This window comes from Streptomyces sp. NBC_00287 (genome assembly GCF_036173105.1).
GTDB lineage: Bacteria > Actinomycetota > Actinomycetes > Streptomycetales > Streptomycetaceae > Streptomyces.
The window spans coordinates 6236824-6252862 of sequence record NZ_CP108053.1 but is presented as its reverse complement, the minus strand read 5'-3'; the positions used below and the strand labels follow the sequence as shown (position 1 = coordinate 6252862).

Annotated in this window: 15 protein-coding genes and 2 tRNA genes; 7 read left to right on the top strand and 10 right to left on the bottom strand. The window is 69.3% G+C overall.

Annotation, left to right across the window (positions count from 1 at the left end; genetic code table 11):
- Nucleotides 1–27 precede the first annotated feature (27 nt).
- The 4 genes from OHT76_RS28630 to OHT76_RS28615 all read left to right on the top strand — a co-directional run bounded on the left by OHT76_RS28630 (nt 28) and on the right by OHT76_RS28615 (nt 3340).
- Nucleotides 28–447, top strand: a complete 420-nt coding sequence (locus OHT76_RS28630; RefSeq protein WP_328873734.1) for a Fur family transcriptional regulator — start codon at nt 28–30, stop codon at nt 445–447.
- A gap of 145 nt (nt 448–592) precedes the next feature.
- Nucleotides 593–1360: an ABC transporter ATP-binding protein gene (locus OHT76_RS28625; protein WP_328873733.1), complete on the top strand. Its 768-nt coding sequence runs from the start codon at nt 593–595 to the stop codon at nt 1358–1360.
- Nucleotides 1361–1466: 106 nt separating this feature from the next.
- Nucleotides 1467–2213, top strand: coding sequence for an ABC transporter permease (locus OHT76_RS28620; protein WP_328873732.1), 747 nt, complete (start codon nt 1467–1469; stop codon nt 2211–2213).
- Nucleotides 2210–3340 carry an ABC transporter substrate-binding protein gene (locus OHT76_RS28615; RefSeq protein WP_328873731.1) on the top strand — a complete coding sequence of 377 codons (1131 nt, stop codon included), beginning with the start codon at nt 2210–2212 and terminating at the stop codon, nt 3338–3340. The genes OHT76_RS28620 and OHT76_RS28615 overlap by 4 nt, the downstream gene beginning before the upstream one ends.
- A gap of 48 nt (nt 3341–3388) precedes the next feature.
- Here the strand turns inward: OHT76_RS28615 and OHT76_RS28610 are convergent.
- From OHT76_RS28610 to OHT76_RS28595, 4 genes are all read right to left on the bottom strand, one after another.
- Nucleotides 3389–3462, bottom strand: a tRNA-Met gene (locus tag OHT76_RS28610).
- A 56-nt stretch (nt 3463–3518) separates the two neighbouring features.
- A complete protein-coding gene (locus tag OHT76_RS28605; protein WP_328873730.1) occupies nt 3519–5336 on the bottom strand; it encodes a tetratricopeptide repeat protein in 1818 nt (605 codons plus the stop codon).
- Nucleotides 5337–5541: 205 nt separating this feature from the next.
- Nucleotides 5542–5615 (bottom strand) — tRNA-Met (locus OHT76_RS28600).
- Between the two features lie 44 nt (nt 5616–5659).
- The gene (locus OHT76_RS28595) at nt 5660–8608 is read right to left on the bottom strand and encodes a UPF0182 family membrane protein (RefSeq protein ID WP_443049846.1); all 2949 of its coding nucleotides are present in this window, start codon (nt 8606–8608) and stop codon (nt 5660–5662) included.
- Between the two features lie 143 nt (nt 8609–8751).
- Here OHT76_RS28595 and OHT76_RS28590 point away from each other — a divergent pair, with 143 nt between their 5' ends.
- Nucleotides 8752–9294 (top strand): PPA1309 family protein, encoded by a 543-nt coding sequence (locus OHT76_RS28590; RefSeq protein ID WP_328873729.1) that lies wholly within the window; start codon nt 8752–8754, stop codon nt 9292–9294.
- Between the two features lie 3 nt (nt 9295–9297).
- On the opposite strand, the gene OHT76_RS28585 is transcribed toward OHT76_RS28590, so the two are convergent.
- From OHT76_RS28585 to OHT76_RS28570, 4 genes are all read right to left on the bottom strand, one after another.
- Nucleotides 9298–10392, bottom strand: a complete 1095-nt coding sequence (locus tag OHT76_RS28585) for a YlbL family protein (RefSeq protein WP_328873728.1) — start codon at nt 10390–10392, stop codon at nt 9298–9300.
- Nucleotides 10393–10428: 36 nt separating this feature from the next.
- Nucleotides 10429–10587 (bottom strand): hypothetical protein, encoded by a 159-nt coding sequence (locus tag OHT76_RS28580; RefSeq protein ID WP_188292446.1) that lies wholly within the window; start codon nt 10585–10587, stop codon nt 10429–10431.
- Nucleotides 10588–10716: 129 nt separating this feature from the next.
- Nucleotides 10717–11178: a molybdenum cofactor biosynthesis protein MoaE gene (locus OHT76_RS28575; RefSeq protein WP_328873727.1), complete on the bottom strand. Its 462-nt coding sequence runs from the start codon at nt 11176–11178 to the stop codon at nt 10717–10719.
- A 123-nt stretch (nt 11179–11301) separates the two neighbouring features.
- Nucleotides 11302–12414, bottom strand: coding sequence for an SDR family oxidoreductase (locus OHT76_RS28570; protein WP_328873726.1), 1113 nt, complete (start codon nt 12412–12414; stop codon nt 11302–11304).
- A 193-nt stretch (nt 12415–12607) separates the two neighbouring features.
- Here OHT76_RS28570 and OHT76_RS28565 point away from each other — a divergent pair, with 193 nt between their 5' ends.
- On the top strand, nt 12608–14026 hold the full coding sequence (locus OHT76_RS28565) for a zinc-dependent metalloprotease (protein ID WP_328873725.1): 1419 nt from the start codon (nt 12608–12610) through the stop codon (nt 14024–14026).
- On the top strand, nt 14023–14538 hold the full coding sequence (locus tag OHT76_RS28560) for an NUDIX hydrolase (protein WP_328873724.1): 516 nt from the start codon (nt 14023–14025) through the stop codon (nt 14536–14538). The genes OHT76_RS28565 and OHT76_RS28560 overlap by 4 nt, the downstream gene beginning before the upstream one ends.
- 44 nt (nt 14539–14582) lie before the next feature.
- On the opposite strand, the gene OHT76_RS28555 is transcribed toward OHT76_RS28560, so the two are convergent.
- The gene (locus OHT76_RS28555) at nt 14583–15338 is read right to left on the bottom strand and encodes an AIM24 family protein (protein ID WP_328873723.1); all 756 of its coding nucleotides are present in this window, start codon (nt 15336–15338) and stop codon (nt 14583–14585) included.
- A gap of 16 nt (nt 15339–15354) precedes the next feature.
- Nucleotides 15355–16035, bottom strand: coding sequence for an AIM24 family protein (locus tag OHT76_RS28550; RefSeq protein ID WP_015657951.1), 681 nt, complete (start codon nt 16033–16035; stop codon nt 15355–15357).
- Nucleotides 16036–16039: the final 4 nt, after the last annotated feature.

Below are 16039 nucleotides of genomic sequence, written 5' to 3'. Positions count from 1 at the left end.
GTCCCCCTTGCTGTTAGGCTGTAGCGCATGAGTGACCTTCTGGAACGGCTGCGCGGACGTGGATGGCGGATGACCGCGCAGCGGCGCGTCGTGGCCGAGGTCCTCGACGGCGAACACGTCCATCTGACGGCCGACGAGGTCCACTCCAGGGCTGTCGCCAAGCTGCCCGAGATCTCCCGCGCGACCGTCTACAACACGCTGGGCGAGCTGGTCACCCTCGGCGAGGTGCTGGAGGTCGCCACCGACAAGCGCGCCAAGCGGTACGACCCGAACGCGCACCGTCCGCACCACCACCTGGTCTGCGCCCAGTGCGGCGCGATCAGGGACGTCCACCCGACCGGCAACCCGCTCGCCGACCTCCCCTCCTCGGAGCGCTTCGGCTTCACGGTCTCCGACGTCGAGGTCACCTACCGCGGCATCTGCCCGAACTGCGCGGCAGCCGCGTAACCAGACGCCCGCGAGGAGCCCCGGCACCGAGTGATCGGTGCCGGGGCTTTTTGCCGCTCGCGTACGCGACCTTCCAGTATCTGACTGACCGTCATATCGTCGGCGGCACCCACCAGTCCGTTCCGCACTCCGCGAGGAGACAGCAGTGGGAGAGCCGTATCCGAAAGTCCGAGCACAAGACCTGACCCGCACCTTCGGCAGGGGTCCGGGCGCGGTGGCAGCCCTGGGCCCCCTCGATCTCACCATCACGCCGGGCGAGTTCGTCTGCATCGTCGGCCCCTCTGGCTGCGGTAAGTCGACGCTCCTGCGCATCGCCGCGGGCCTGCTCCGCCCCAGCACAGGCCGCCTGGAGATCCGCACGTCAGCGCCCCGCCCGGCGGCCATGATCTTCCAGGACTACGGCATCTACGACTGGAAGTCGGTCCGTGCGAACGTCCGCTTCGGCCTGGACATCCAGGGCGTCCCACGCCGCGAGGCCGACAAGCGGGCGGACGAGTGGCTGTCCCGCATGGGCCTGTCGGACTTCGCGCACGCGTACCCCGCAGCGCTGTCCGGCGGAATGCGCCAACGCGTGGCCATCGCGCGGGCGCTGGCGGTGGAGCCGGAACTCCTTCTCATGGACGAGCCGTTCGCGGCCCTGGACGCCCAACTGCGCATGATCCTCCAGGAGGAGCTACTGGACCTCACCCAAACCACCCGCACCACCACCCTCTTCATCACCCACAGCTTGGAAGAGGCGATCGTGCTGGGCGACCGGGTCCTGGTGCTGTCGGCCCGCCCGGGCCGGATCATCGCCGAGCACCGCCCGCCGTTCCCCCGCCCACGCACCGGCGAGATCCGCTCGGCCCCCGAGTTCACGGCCTTGAAGAGCGAACTGTGGGACCTGCTGAGGAAGGAGGCGGTCCCGGTATGACACTCGCCCGGAACGGGAATCGGTCCTGGTCCGCGCCCCGGGCCCACAGGAACTCCACCCGGCGCGCACGCACCGGCGCAGGCGAGCACTGGAGCTCTTCCTGGCGTTGGCGGTCCCCGCGGCGCTGATCCTGCTGTGGCAACTGGCCGCCGTCCAGGGTTGGATGGACGACCGCGTGTACCCGGCCCCGTCGACGATCCTGGCGGACGGCTGGGACCGAGCGGCGGCGGGCGATCTGTGGCCCGACGTCTGGGCGACGCTGAAGCGAGTCCTGGCGGGCTACGCGATCGGGACGGCCGCGGGCTATGCGCTCGGCCTGCTGATGGGGTCGCTCCCGCTGGTCCGAGCGGCCCTGGAACCGCTGCTGGACGCGCTGTACGTCGTACCGAAGCTGGCTCTGCTGCCCGTCTTCCTGAACATGTTCGGCCTGGGCGAAGGCCCGCAGGTGGCACTGGTGGCGGCGACGGTGTTCTTCTTCGTGTGGATCTCGACAATGTCGGCGGTGATGTCGGTGCCCGAGGGCCACCGCGACGCCGGCCGCGTCTTCGGCGCCTCCCCCTGGCAGATGTTCCGCCATGTCCTGCTCCCCGCCTCCCTCCCCTCGGTCCTGGTGGGCGCGAGGATCGCGGCGGGCGTGGCGGTCCTGGTGATCGTCGCCTCGGAACAGATCGCCGCGACGAACGGCCTGGGCCACCTGATCTTCGATTCCCGCGCACTGTTCCAGAACGACGTGATGTTCGTGGGCATCGTGTGCGTGGCCGCCATGGGGGTGGCCTTCTCCGAGCTGGTCCGCCTCGCGGGCCGCCTGCTCACCCCCTGGGCACCGAGGGACCGCGGAAGGGGCCAGTCATGAACATACGGATCTACGGCGCCGTACTCGCGCTGCTCGCGGTGGCGGCCTGTTCCTCGCCGTACGAAGGGGATTCGGCGTCCGGGGCGGACGTGGAAGGCCGGACGATCAGCCCGGTGGAGGGCTGCGGGTCCACGTCCTGGACGGACCCGAAGGACCGCTCACCGAACCGCGTGCCGGCCCGCTGCCAGCCGGGCGCCCCGCCGGCCCGACCGCTCGCGGAACGCCGGAGCCTGACGATCGCGACGGGAACCCTGAGCGCGGAGTACGTGGCACCGCTCCAAGTCGCCCTGGACAAGGGCGAGTTCGCGAAGGAGGGCCTGGACGTCACGCTGAAGGTGCTGCCCACGCCGGACGCGCTGCCCCTGTTGGCCAAGGGTGAGATCGACGCGCTGTGGGCCGCTCCGGAGGCGGCGGTGATGAACGGCATCCGGGGCGGCTTCGACATCAGGTGGGTGGCGGGGAACTTCTCCCCCGGCCCCGGGTCGAAGAGCGGCCTGTGGGTGCGGCTGAGGGACGGCGAGGACGCCGAGCACGTCCCGATGGCCGGCCGCAGGCTGGGCACGATGATCGGGAAGGGTTCGGTGATCGCGTACCCCATGGAGAAGGCGCTGCGGAAACACGGCGGCGGCCTGGACCGGATCCAGTACCAGCAACTGGGCTCGGCGGACGTACTGACGGCCCTCCAGAACGGCGGCGTGGACTCGGCCTGGCTGCTGGACCCGGTGTGGCGCAGGGTGGACGGGAAACCCGGGTACGCGTTCCTGGGCGGGCAGCCGAGAGGCGAGCCGCTGGGGGGCATGCTGTACGGCCGGGCGCTGCTGCAGGAGGACGTGGATGCCGGGGTGGCGCTGCTGAGGGCGTACATCCGGACGCTGAACACGTACTTCGCGTCGGACTACAAGGCGGACGAGAGCTTCGTCACATACCTGGCGAAACTCCTGAAGACGGACAAGGAAGTCCTGAGTTCAACTCCGCCCCTGCGCATGGACTGGGAGATCCGTGCGGGCACAACAACGCGCCTGCAGGCGGCATACAAGGCGCAGGGCGCCACGACGGGCTCGCCGCTGCCGGAATCCAGAACAGTGACACGAGCCCTGTACGAGGAAGCCGTGGGCCACGGCGGCTAGCAACACCAAGGGCCGGAACCCTTTCGGATTCCGGCCCTTGGCCTTCAGTAGCGGGGACAGGATTTGAACCTGCGACCTCTGGGTTATGAGCCCAGCGAGCTACCGAGCTGCTCCACCCCGCGTCGATGAATGGAACATTACGTCAAGGACGCAGACAGAAGCAAATCGCTTAACGGCGTCACGCCGACAGCTCCTCGCGCAGCGCATCCCGCAACCGCGCCGCACGCTCCGCAACCTCCCCCGGCCCCAGAGCCACCGCGCGGTCGGCCCAGCGCTGCCCCTCCGCCAGCTCCCCGCGACGCGCGTAGACCAGGGCAAGCCGCAACGCCGCCCGCCCGTGCCCGGCGTCAGCTGCCCGAGTCCACCACACGGCAGCCTCCGGCTCACTCCCCTCCCGAGCGAGCAGCAGCCCCAGATTGAACGCGCCGTTCCGGGACCCGGCCTCCGCGGCCTCCCGGTACCACCGGGCCGCCTCCACGACATCGCCTCGCGCGGCGGCGAGCATCCCCACTCGCACCTGCGCCCGCCGATGCCCCTGCCCGGCCGCCCGCTCGTACCACTCCTCGCACTCGCTCTTCTCGTGCACGGACTCCCCGAGCTCATGCGCGGGGGCAGGCGGCCGACGGGCGTCGAGCACGGTGGCCAGCCGGTACGCGGCCTCCGCGCTGCCGCCCCCCGCCGCACAGCGCAGATGCCGCTCGGCCCCGGCCTCGTCCCCGTCCCGCAGCCGGGACATGCCGACCTGGAGCGCGGCCTCGGTGTGCCCGGCTGCAGCGGCCCGCTCGTACCAGCGCAGCGCGACGCCGTCGTCACCCCGCCCGGCGAAGAGGATCCCCAGGTTGAAGGCGGCGTCCACACTTCCCGCCTCCGCCGCCTTGGAGAACCACGGCTCCGCGCCGGCGGTGTCTCCACCCTGGAGCAGCAGAATCGCGAGCGCGTTGGCCGCCTCCCGGTGCCCGGCATAGGCCGCACGCCGGTACCACTGCTCCGCCTGCGCGGTCCGCCCCTGCTCGGCGCAGAGCAGTCCGAGGTTGTACGCGCCGTTCACATCACCGGCGTCCATCGCGGCCCGGTACCAGCGCTCGGCGGTCTGGGTCTCGCCCCGCTCGGCATGCAGCGCGCCCAGCGCGTTCGCGGCGTTCCCGTCCCCCTCCTGGGCAGCCCGCAGCCACCACACGGCGGCGCTCTCGGTGTCCCCGGCGTCGCGCAGCAGGAACCCGAGCGCACAGGCGGCCCGCGCCTCGCCGTCCTTGGCGGACGTCAGATACCAGCGCCCGGCCTCCTTGAGCTCACCGCGGCGCTCCAGGATCGCGCCGAGGTGCAGCGCGGCCCGCCGATGCCCACGCGCGGCGGCCTGCCGGTACCACTGCTCGGCTTCCTCCACGGCTTCTGGAGCAGCGCCGGAGTCGCCCCCGACACCGTTGTCACCGTCGGCGTCCCCCGCGGCCCTCCGGTCCAGCGCTCGCGCCAGCCGGTACGCGGCCTCCCGGTGCCCCCGCTCGGCCGCGGCCCGCATCCACTGCTCGGCCCCGGCGTCTCCGCGGTGCTCCAGCAGATCGGCGAGCGCGTACGCACCCAGCGCATGCCCCTGCTCGGCGGACTGCCGCAGCCAGTACTCGGCGGCCGGCTCGTCCCCGCGTTCGCGGTGATGACGGCCGAGCGCGTGCGCGGCCGCGGCCGATCCGGCGACGGCGGCGATCCGCCACCAGCCCGCGGCCTCGTCGGCGTACCCGCGCTGATGAAGAAGAACTCCCAGATTGTTCGCGGCGGCACGGTCTCCCGCGGCGGTGGCGGCACGCAACTGGGGCTCGGCTCCGTCGAGATCACCACGGCGCAGCAGCAGAGAGCCGAGGACGCTCATCGCCTCGACATCGCCGGCCTCGGCGGCGAGCCGCAGGCGCAGCTCCTCGGCAGCCTCACCGGCTTCGTCCCGGTCGGAAGACTGCACAAAACGCCCTGTCTCCAACAGAGTTGCCTTGTCCCCCATAACGTCCATCGTCGCACCACCTGCAACCTGGGTACACCTGGTATACCGCAGCCAGTGAGGTCACTTCAGCGTTTTGTCGACATGCCCACAGAGAGACAAGTCAAACACAGTTCTGCCAACTCCCCACAGCGGCACGGCCATACCACCCCTCGGCACATGCGTTCGCACATCACGAAGGCCCGGATCCTGTGAGGATCCGGGCCTTCGCTTTCAGTAGCGGGGACAGGATTTGAACCTGCGACCTCTGGGTTATGAGCCCAGCGAGCTACCGAGCTGCTCCACCCCGCGCCGTTGTGTTTGGAACACTATCACGGCGTGGAGTGGGCTCTTGATCAGCTGCTGTCAGGACTGGGGCTCGGGCTGGGACTCGCCCCGCCGTCGCCGTCACCGGACTCGCCGGACTGGGCCTCCTCGGCCCGCCGCAGCGCCTCCTCCAGGGCCTCCTGCGCCTTGCCGTACGCCTCCCAGTCGCCGTCCTTCAGCGCCTGCTGTCCGTCCTCGAAGGCCTTCTGGGCGTCGTTCAGCGCCTCCTGGACCGTCGGGTCCTCGGTTGTCGGTGGTGGTGTGGGCTCGGTGGGGCCGTCACCGTCGTCGTCCGGTGGCGGTGGAGTCGTGCCCTCCGCTCCGAAGACCTTGTTGAGGGCCTGGTCGAGGGTGTCCTCGAAGGCCGTACTGCCTCCGTAGGTCACCAACACCTTGCGCAGCAGCGGGTACTTGAGCCCGCCACCGCGGACGTAGACGGGTTCGACGTAGAGCAGTCCGCCGTCAAGTGGCACCGCGAGCAGGTTGCCGTACTCGACGTTCGAGTCGCCTCTGCTGAGGAGGCTGATCGTCTCGGCGATGTCCTGTTCGGAGTTGAACTGGCTCTGGACCTGTTTAGGTCCGTTGACGGTGGTGTTCGTCGGCAGTTTCAGGATTCTGATCTTGCCGTAGTCGCTGGTGCCCGCTTCCGCGTCGACCGCCATGAACGCACTGAGGTTGTCACGGCCGTTCGGTGTGAACGTCGTCGTCAGCGAGAACGCCTGGGCCTTCTGGTCGGGCATCTTCATGCTCAGGTAGTACGGCGGCACGGCGTTGCCCGACTTGTTGGTCGGGTCGTCCGGCACCTGCCACACCTCGCTGCCGCTGAGGAACGTCGTCGCGTCGTTCACGTGGTAGCGGCTGAGCAGCTCGCGCTGGACCTTGAACAGGTCCTGCGGGTACCGCAGATGGGCCATGAGCGAGGGCGAGATGTCGCTCTTGGACTTCACCGTGCCGGGGAAGGCCTTCATCCAGGTCTTCAGGACCGGGTCCTGGGTGTCCCACTGGAAGAGCTTGACCTGACCGCTGTACGCGTCGACGGTCGCCTTCACCGAGTTGCGGATGTAGTTGACCTGGTTCTGCTGGGCCACCACCGCGCGGGAGTTGTTGGTCGCGGTCAGCGAGTCGGCCGTCGTGTCACCGAGGGTCGTACGGGACGCGTACGGATAGCCGTTGGTGGTCGTGTAGGCGTCGACGATCCACTGGATCTTGCCGTCCACGACCGCCGGGTAGGCGTCACCGTCGATGGTCAGCCAGGGCGCGACCGCCTCGACGCGCTCCTTGGGCGTGCGGTTGTAGAGGATCCGCGAACCCTCGCCGATCGCCCCGGAGTACATGATCTGCGGCTCGCTGAACGCCACCGCGTAGGCGGCGCGGTTTATCGGGTTGGAGAGATTGACCCCGCTGTTGCCCTCGTAGCTGTAGGTCTTCTCGCCGGTGTCGTCGGAGTAGTCGATCTCCTTCTGGGGACCGCCGACGATCGAGTACGTCGAGGTCTTCTCGCCGTAGTAGATGCGCTGCTGGTACTTGCCGAGGTCGCCCTTGGACGGCAGGTCGGACTCCGTGAAGACCGGGCGGCCCTGGGAGTCGGCACTGGTGCCCTCGGCGGCGACCGCGCCGTAGCCATGGGTGTAGCGGAAGTGGTCGTTGATCCAGTTGTTCTTCGGAATGCCGTTGAGGTTCAGCTCACGCAGACCGATGACCGTGTCCTGGTCCTTGCCGTCCTTGCTGTACCGGTCCACGTCCAGGTTGGTCGGGAACCCGTAGTAGTTCCTGATCTGCTGGAGCTGCTGGAAGGTCGGCGAGACGACGTTCGGGTCCATGATGCGGATGCTCGCCGCGGCGTCCGCCTCGTCGCGCAGCTTGGTCTTGTCCTCGGCCGTACCCTGCCCCGAGTACTCGGTGACCTCCGCGTCGTCGATGCCGTACGCCTCGCGCGTCGCCTTGAGGTTCTTGTTGACGTACGGCGCTTCCTTGGCCTGCTCGTTCGGCTGGACCTGGAACTTCTGGACGATCGCCGGGTACAGACCGCCGATGAGGATCGCCGAGAGCACCATCAGGCCGAAGCCGATGACGGGCAGCTGCCAGGTGCGCCGCCACAGGGTGGCGAAGAACAACAGGGCGCAGATGACCGCGATGCAGAAGAGGATCGTCTTGGCCGGCAGATAGGCGTTGGCGTCGACGTACCTCAGGCCGGTCCAGTTGTCGGTCGCCTTGAAGTCGCTGGACTTCACGGCCAGGCCGTACCGGTCGAGCCAGTAGGCGACCGCCTTCAGCGCGACGAAGATGCCGAGCAGCACCGACAGATGTCCGGTGGCCGCCGCGGTGGCACGCGCGCCGGGACTGGTGATGCGCAGCCCGCCGTAGAGGTAATGGGTGAGCGCGGCGGCGATCAGGGACAGGATCGCGGCGGCGAAGCCGAAGCCGAGCAGGAACCGGTACCAGGGCAGGTCGAAGGCGTAGAACTTGACGTCCAGATGGAACTGCGGGTCCTTCTGGCCGAACGACACGCCATTGACCCACATCAGCCAGGTCCGCCACTGACCGGACGCGGAGGCGCCCGCGATCAGACCCACCAGCGCGGTGATCCCGAGCAGCAGCCACTTCTTGTACGGCGCGATGCCCATCCGGTAGCGGTCGAGGCTCTGCTGCTCCATCGACATGGCACTCAGCGGCGGGCGCAGCCGGTGGGCCAGCCAGATGTTGAAGCCGACCGACAGGGCCATCAGCAAGCCGAAGACGGAGAAGAGACCGATCTTCGTCCACAGGGTGGTGGTGAAGACGGACGAATAGTTCACCGACCGGTACCACAGCCAGTCCGTCCAGAAGCCGGCGAACATGGTGAACGCCATGCCGAGTACGGCAAGGACGCCCAGCGTCATGAGCAGGGTCCGGACACGCCGGGACGGGCGGCCCACTCTGATCCGCGGCCCCGTGGGGCCTCCGCCGCGGTCCGGCATCTGGAAAGCCAAGGTGCGCACCTCGAAGTTCGCTGTCGATCCGTCAGGCCCTCGACTTTTCGGGCCCTCCGGGGGGCCTCGTGATCGTAGGCCCACACCTATGCAACTTACTCACGCTTTACTCGGTTCCCGATTCCGGGTGGGAACGAGGCAGGATTGTGACCATGTCCAACACTCCCATGGCGGCGAGCCCGCTCACCCGGGCCGTACTCGAGATCGACGAGTACGCCTCCGGCCTCGGCTGGGATCAGCCCGCCCGTCTGTTCGCCCTCGTAGACACCGCACGACTGCGGGCCCAGGAACCCGGCCTCGCCCGCCAGCTCGGCCTGGAGAACGAGCCGGAGACCTCCGGCCTGACCCCCATCGAGCAGGATGAAGTTCCAACGGGCAAGCCGCTGGATGAGTTCCTCGGCACCATCGCCTGGCCCGACGCGGTGACCGGCTGCGCGCTCACCGTGGAGCGGCTGATGCTGCCGCCGTCCGCGGAGGCGCAGGTTCCGCAGGACCTGAGCGAGGCCGCGCTGACGAAGTGGGTGGCACAGCACCCGGAGCGTCAGGAGGTCCGGATGACGGTCGCGGTGCTGCGCGACGGAACTCGCGAGTCTGCCCTGCGCCTGCGCGAGAAGGACAGCCCGACGGACGTCCTGACGGGCAAGGATCTGGTGCCGGGTCTGGCTGAGGCGCTGGCGGCGACGTTCGAGGAGTAGGACTTAGCCGGCGCTGCACTTCGGCAGGTCGGCGGTGTCGCCGGCGCGGATGTCCTTCAGGGCGCCGAGCGCGTCGTCCATGGTGCCGACCTTGACGAGGGTGAGGCCGTCGGGGGTGTCCCTGGCGGCGGTCGCGCAGTTGTCGGCCGGCGTGAGGAAGTACTGGGCGCCCCGGTCGCGGGCGCCGACCGTCTTCATCTCGATGCCGCCGATGGGGCCGACCTTGCCGTCGTCGTCGATGGTGCCGGTGCCCGCGACGAAGGCGCCGCCGGTCAGGCTGCCCGGGGTGAGCTTGTCGTAGATGCCGAGCGCGAACATCAGACCCGCGCTCGGCCCGCCCACGTCGGCGAGCTTGATGTCGATGGTGAACGGGAAGGTGTGGTCCGTCCCGGCGGAGATCCCGACGATGGCGCGCTTCTCACCGTCGTCCTCGGACGTGGCCGTGGTGATCGTGACGTTCTGCGTCTTGGTCGCGGGCCGCTGCTCCTTCTCGGCCGCGGCCTGCTCCTTGGCGGGCACGATCGTGAAGTCGACGTCCTCGCCGGGCTTGTGCTCGGTCACCAGTTCGGCGACGTCGGCCGGCTCCTTCACGGCCTTGCCGTCGACCGCCTTGATCACATCGCCGGCGTGCAGCTTGCCCTCGGCCGGGGAGTCCTTGACGACCGTGGAGACGATCACCCAGGACTGCACCGGGATGTCCAGCGCCTCCAGGGCGGCGACCTTCGCGCTCTCCTGGGACTGGCTGAACTCCTCGGCGTTCTCCTGGGTGGACTCCTCCTCCGTCTTGCCGTCCGGGTAGAGGGTCTCGTGCGGTACGACCTTGTTGTCGTGCGCGAGCCAGCCGTAGACGGCTTCGACGAGGTTCATCTTGTAGTCGGCGCTGGTGACCCGGACCGTGGTCATGTTCAGATGCCCCTCGGCGGCGTACGTCTTGCGCCCCGAGATCTGCAGCACCGGCTCGCCGCCGTGGTCCCCGAGCGTGTTCACCGTCGGCCCCGGGGACATCTCCGAATACGGCACGGGGATGAACACTCCCGCGCACAGAAGCGCGATCAGCATCAGGGTGGAGGCGAGCATCGTCGCGGTGCGGCGTGGCATGCCTCGACAGTACGGGACGGCCCTGTCAGCGTCCCGTCAGGGCCGCGTCTTCTCCATGGCCGCGCGGAACCGGGCATATCCGTCCAGCTCAGGACCGTCGCTACGGACCTTGCGGGTCCGGTTGGCCCAACTGCCCCACAGACCGGCGCCGATCGCAGCGACAAGCGGAATCAGCAACCAGGCGAGCGCCGCCATCCCGTCCTCCCAACCCCAATGAGCGACCGCAACTGACTGATCAGCAGATTAACCATCCGCACTGACAACGCTCGGGGCAGGGGTGCGGTTACGCAACCGGAGGGCTGGGTGGGGCCGGTTGGCGGTGGCTCAACAGGCGCCGACCCACTCCTCGGTGCCGTCGGAGAACTTCTGGTGCTTCCAGATGGGCACTTCGTGCTTGAGATCGTCGATCAGCTTCCGGCAGGCCTCGAAGGCCTCACCGCGATGCGGACAGGAGACGGCGACGACGACGGCGAGATCCCCGACCTGGAGATCCCCGATCCGATGCACGGCGGCGAGAGCCCGCACCGGATACTCACCGACCACCTTCTCGGCGATCCGCCGCATCTCGCTCTCGGCACTGGGATGGCAGGAGTACCCGAGCTCATCGACATCGGCACCCCCGTCATGATTCCGCACGGTCCCGACGAACAGCGCGGTCCCCCCGGCGGCGTCGTCCCCGACAGCCCGGAAAACCTCGTCGAGCGAGAGCGCGGTCTCCCGAACAGAGATCAACTTGATGGGATCCTGCCCGGCCTGCTCACCGGGATGGTCGTTCATGGGTGCCATGCCCCCATCGTGCCCCACCCGAAGGAACCCACGGAATACCGAAATCACCCGGCACACACGCGTGCCGTTTTGGAGCCTCCTACAGGGGAGCAGTGCCGACGTGGCTGCGGGCAGCCGTGCGCCTCAGATCCGCCGTCGAGCCTTCCGCGCCCGCCGCACCACCGCGGCCGCACCCAACAGCGCCACCGTCGCGCCCGCGGCCCCCGCAGCCGTAGCGTCCTTGCGCCCCAGCCGCCGCCCCGCAACCGTATGCCGCCCGGCCACCTCCTCCAGCAGCTCGGCCAGCACCTCCTCGTTCGTCCACTGCGGCCGCCACCCCGCGTCATGCAGCCGGCTCCCGCTCACCACCCAGGGATACATCGTGTAAGCAAGATCCCCGGCCGGCGATGGCGTCAGCCCGATCCGGTGCAGCCGAGCCGCCGCCCCCAGGGCGACCGCGGACGGCAACTCCATCCGCCGGATCCCACTGAGCTCCTCGGCCTCCTCCTGCTCCAGCCACCCGTCACACCCGACGGCAAGCTCCCCCTCGACCTTCTCCAGGACGGCGTACTCCAGAGCACTGCACAGGTCCTCGACGTGACAGAACTGCCAGGCAGGCCGCGACCCGGCGACGACCAACAGCCGCGGCGACTCGAAATACCTGGTCAGCGCGGTGTCGGTACCTCCCACGAGGACCGCGGGCCGCACCACGGTCACATTCAGCCCGGGATGCGCCCGAGGCGCCCGCCGGGCGAGCCGCTCGATCTCCAGCAGATCCCCGACCCCGGTCGCCTCAGCGGTCGCCCGCAGCTCCGCGTCCTCCGACAGCGGCAGCTCGTTGTCGGGAAGCGCGCCGTAGACCATCGAGGACGTACACAGGACGGCCCGGTGCACCCCGGCCGCCGCGGCAGCGGTCAGCACGGTCTGTGTCCCCCGGACGTTGTACGCCGTCCGGGCGGCAGCGTCGGTCTCCAGATCCAGATCGAGCGCGAGATGCACGACCACATCGGCGCCCCGGAGCTTGTCCGCGATCGCCGGATCCCGCACATCCAGGATGTGCCACTGCGCACCCGCGCACTCGCCACGCCGCTCGTCGATGGCGATGACCTGCTTGATCTCCTCGGACGCGGCCAGCCGCTCGGTGAGCAGCGCTCCGACGCCGGACGCGGCACCGGTGACCGCCACGACGGGCCCGCGCGCGGCGGGACTGGTTGACTGGTTTCGCGCTGCGCGAACCTGCGGATCAGGGGAACTCACCGGGCGTCTCCAGCGGTTGTCTTCAGTAGATACGCGAGTGACGCGTACGTACCAGGTGGCATCCATCCTGCCGCAGGCCGAGAGTCGGCGAAGCACCGAGGCCCTAACGGCCTGTGGTGTCTACGCTGGGTGGTGTTATCGGGCAGTCGCGCCGTCGGGGCAGAACCGGCGGCCTTACCAGCCGAGGAATCCCGTGAGTGACACCCCATTCGGATTCGGCCTTCCGCCGGAGGAGCCGGACGACGGCGACGAGGGCAAGAAGAAGGACCAGGAGAGCGGTGGTGGTCAGGGACCTGCCAACCCGTTCGGTTACGGCGGCCTGCCCGGCGCCGGGGGCTTTGGCGGCCCCGGTGCGGACAATCCGTTCGCTGCCATGTTCGGTTCGCTGAACCCCACCGACCTGGGCGCCGCATTCCAGCAGCTCGGCCAGATGCTCTCGTACGAGGGCGGCCCGGTGAACTGGGACATGGCCAAGCAGATCGCCCGCCAGACGGTCTCCCAGGGCACGTCGGACGGCACCAAGGACGCGAGCGTCGGCCCCGCCGAGCGCACCGCCGTCGAGGAGGCCGTCCGCCTGGCCGACCTGTGGCTCGACGATGCGACGTCGCTGCCGTCCGGGGCCGGCTCCGCGGTGGCCTGGTCGCGCGCGGAGTGGGTCGAGGCGACGCTGCCGGCCTGGAAGGAGCTCGTGGACCCGGTCGCCGAGCGCGTCGGCACCGCCATGGGCGATGTCCTGCCGGAGGAGATGCAGGCCATGGCCGGCCCGCTGATCGGCATGATGCGCTCCATGGGCGGCGCCATGTTCGGCACCCAGATCGGGCAGGCCGTCGGCGTGCTCGCGGGCGAGGTCGTCGGCTCGACCGACATCGGCCTACCGCTCGGCCCGGCCGGCAAGGCCGCCCTGCTGCCGGTGAACATCGAGTCGTTCGGCAAGGACCTGGGCGTGCCCAAGGAGGAGGTGCGGCTGTATCTCGCCCTGCGCGAGGCCGCCCACCAGCGCCTGTTCGCGCACGTCCCGTGGCTGCGCTCGCATCTGTTCGGCGCGGTCGACGGCTACGCGCGCGGGATCAAGGTCGACACCGCCAAGCTCGAGGACGTGGTCGGCCAGTTCGACCCGCAGAACCCCGAGCAGCTGCAGGACGCCCTTCAGCAGGGCATGTTCCAGCCGGAGGACACGCCCGAGCAGAAGGCCGCCCTGGCCCGTCTGGAGACGGCTCTGGCGCTGGTCGAGGGCTGGGTGGACGCAGTCGTGCACGCGGCCGCGAAGCCGCGTCTGTCGTCCGCGGACGCGCTGCGCGAGACCCTGCGCCGCCGCCGCGCCTCGGGCGGCCCGGCCGAGCAGACGTTCGCCACGCTGATCGGTCTGGAGCTGCGCCCGCGTCGGCTGCGTGACGCCTCGCGTCTGTGGGCGTCGCTGACGGACGCGCGCGGAGTCGACGGCCGTGACGCGCTGTGGGCCCACCCGGACATGCTGCCGACGGCGACCGACCTGGACGACCCCGACGGCTTCGTGCACCGTGAGCAGCTGGACTTCTCCGAGCTGGACAAGATGCTCGGCGAGGCGGCGGATGGCTCCGCCGAGAAGCGGGAAAAGGACGACGACTCCGAGTGACTCTGTACGGCGACGCGGTCCAGGTGCTGAAGACCTACGAGGACCAGCAGGACCTCCGTCAGGTCTACCTGGACCATCTGGACGGTCATCCCGACGGAATGTGGAAGGACTGCACGGACGGGCACATCACGGCAAGCGCGCTGGTGATCGACCCGGAGCGTGATCGTGTCCTGCTCACGCTCCACAAGAAGCTGCGTATGTGGCTCCAGATGGGCGGGCACTGCGAACGCAGCGACACCACGCTCGCGGGCGCCGCGCTCCGCGAAGCAACGGAAGAGTCGGGGATCCCCTCGCTGCGCCTGTTGCGGAGCACCCCGGTCCGCCTGGACCGGCACCGGACGCCCTGCGCTTGGCACCTGGACGTGCAGTATGCCGCCATAGCCCCGCGTGGAGCGGTGGAGGCAATCAGCGACGAGTCGCTCGACCTACGGTGGTTCGCCTACGACGAGGTGGCGGACGTAGCGGACGACTCTGTCGTACGGCTGCTTGAAGCAACCCGCGCCAGGCTCTGAAGCGGTAAGGGGTGACCGCCCGTGCCGTCACCCCTTACCTGAACTCAGCTCCAGACGTTGCCCTGGTTCTGGCCGCGGGCGCCCTGCTGGCCCATGCCGTACTGCGCGGCGAGGCCCGAGCCGACCTGGGCGTTCTGCGGTGGCAGCAGTTCGCTGGGCTGCACGAGCGCGTAGCCGCTGCCCATGAAGCTGAGCTCCCAGCCCTCACCGGTGTTGCCGCGGCGCCGCCACACCCCGGAGGAGTGCGTCTGGGCCTGCATCTGGACGCGCAGGCTGGTGGACCAGGCGACGATCGCGTCGGCGTCGCAGTTGACGTACTTGTCCGGGGTGACCTGCATCATCAGCGGCATGCCGGAGGTCATCAGGGCGACCTTGCCGCGGCCGGTGATGTTGAGCTGGTACTTACCGGAGCCGGAGATGCCGTACAGGCTGTCCACGGCGATGACCTCGTGGTGCAGCGAGGAGTCCATGGCCAGCACATAGCTGCTGTCGACGGTCAGCCCGTCCTGCTCCACATCCACCATGTGGATGTGCTGCTTGAGGTTGGCGAGGTAGACCGTGCCCTGCCCGTGGCAGCGCATGAGGTCCAGGCCCTCCCCGGTGTGGGCACGCGCGCGTGACTGTCCGCTGCCCTGGTACTCGGCGTCGAACTCGACGAGCCCCTGGTAGGCGACCATCGTGCCCTTGCGGGCGAGGATGTCGTCGTGGCCCTCCAGGGTGAGCCGGAGCATCTGCTTGCTCTGCAGGCTCCAACGCTCCTGGGACTGCTGGTCGTTGTAGGCGAAAAGCGGGCTCTGCATGGTGTGGTGCTCCCCCTCAGCCCCGGACTCGGAGGCGGTCGGTGCTGTCCTCGCTGGGCTGGACGACGACGATGCCCTGGCCGGAGAAGGCCATCTGGTAGGCCTCGCCGCTGCCCCGGCCGATCAGCGACTGTGCCTTGAAGCTGCGCTTGCCCTTCACCTTGAGGTTCGGGGACCAGGCGACAAGCGCGTCCGGGTCGACGTACGTCTCGTTCTCGCCGCCGCCGCAGTCGACGACGATCGGCTTGCCCCGGGAGGTCAGCGCGACCCAGCCCTGCCCGGAGATCTTGGTGTTCCACAGACCCTGTCCGGCGAACTTCGCCAGGCCCTTCACCCGCTCGACGCCCCATGTCAGATGCGCGTCGAAGGCGAGCAGGTTGGTGGCGTTGACGGAGATGCCGTCGCCGTTGAGGTTGATCACGACGACGTTCGCGCCGTAGTCGGCGAGGTAGAGCAGTCCGTCGCCGGAGCACTTCATCAGGGGTGCGCCCTCGCCGGTCATCCAGTCCTTGGCGATCTGGCGCACGGCCGGCGGGTTGGGCTCGTACTGGACGAAGCCTTCATAGGCGACCATCGACCCCACGCGCGCGAGGAGGTCGTTCCCGGTCTGCATGGCGACCTTCAGCATGTGGTTGCCGTGGTTCTCCATGCGGGCGGTGACCGGTGCGGGGGCGTAGCCCGCGAGTGGCTGGTTCATGACG

Excerpts from the sequence above, each read along its gene's own strand:
- OHT76_RS28555 (WP_328873723.1), bottom strand. The coding sequence starts at position 15,338 with ATGCAGAGCCCGCTTTTCGCCTACAACGACCAGCAGTCCCAGGAGCGT.
- OHT76_RS28590 (WP_328873729.1), top strand. The coding sequence starts at position 8,752 with ATGTCCAACACTCCCATGGCGGCGAGCCCGCTCACCCGGGCCGTACTC.
- OHT76_RS28550 (WP_015657951.1), bottom strand. The coding sequence starts at position 16,035 with ATGAACCAGCCACTCGCGGGCTACGCCCCCGCACCGGTCACCGCCCGC.
- OHT76_RS28580 (WP_188292446.1), bottom strand. The coding sequence starts at position 10,587 with ATGGCGGCGCTCGCCTGGTTGCTGATTCCGCTTGTCGCTGCGATCGGC.
- OHT76_RS28605 (WP_328873730.1), bottom strand. The coding sequence starts at position 5,336 with ATGGACGTTATGGGGGACAAGGCAACTCTGTTGGAGACAGGGCGTTTT.
- OHT76_RS28585 (WP_328873728.1), bottom strand. The coding sequence starts at position 10,392 with ATGCCACGCCGCACCGCGACGATGCTCGCCTCCACCCTGATGCTGATC.
- OHT76_RS28615 (WP_328873731.1), top strand. The coding sequence starts at position 2,210 with ATGAACATACGGATCTACGGCGCCGTACTCGCGCTGCTCGCGGTGGCG.
- OHT76_RS28630 (WP_328873734.1), top strand. The coding sequence starts at position 28 with ATGAGTGACCTTCTGGAACGGCTGCGCGGACGTGGATGGCGGATGACC.
- OHT76_RS28575 (WP_328873727.1), bottom strand. The coding sequence starts at position 11,178 with ATGGCACCCATGAACGACCATCCCGGTGAGCAGGCCGGGCAGGATCCC.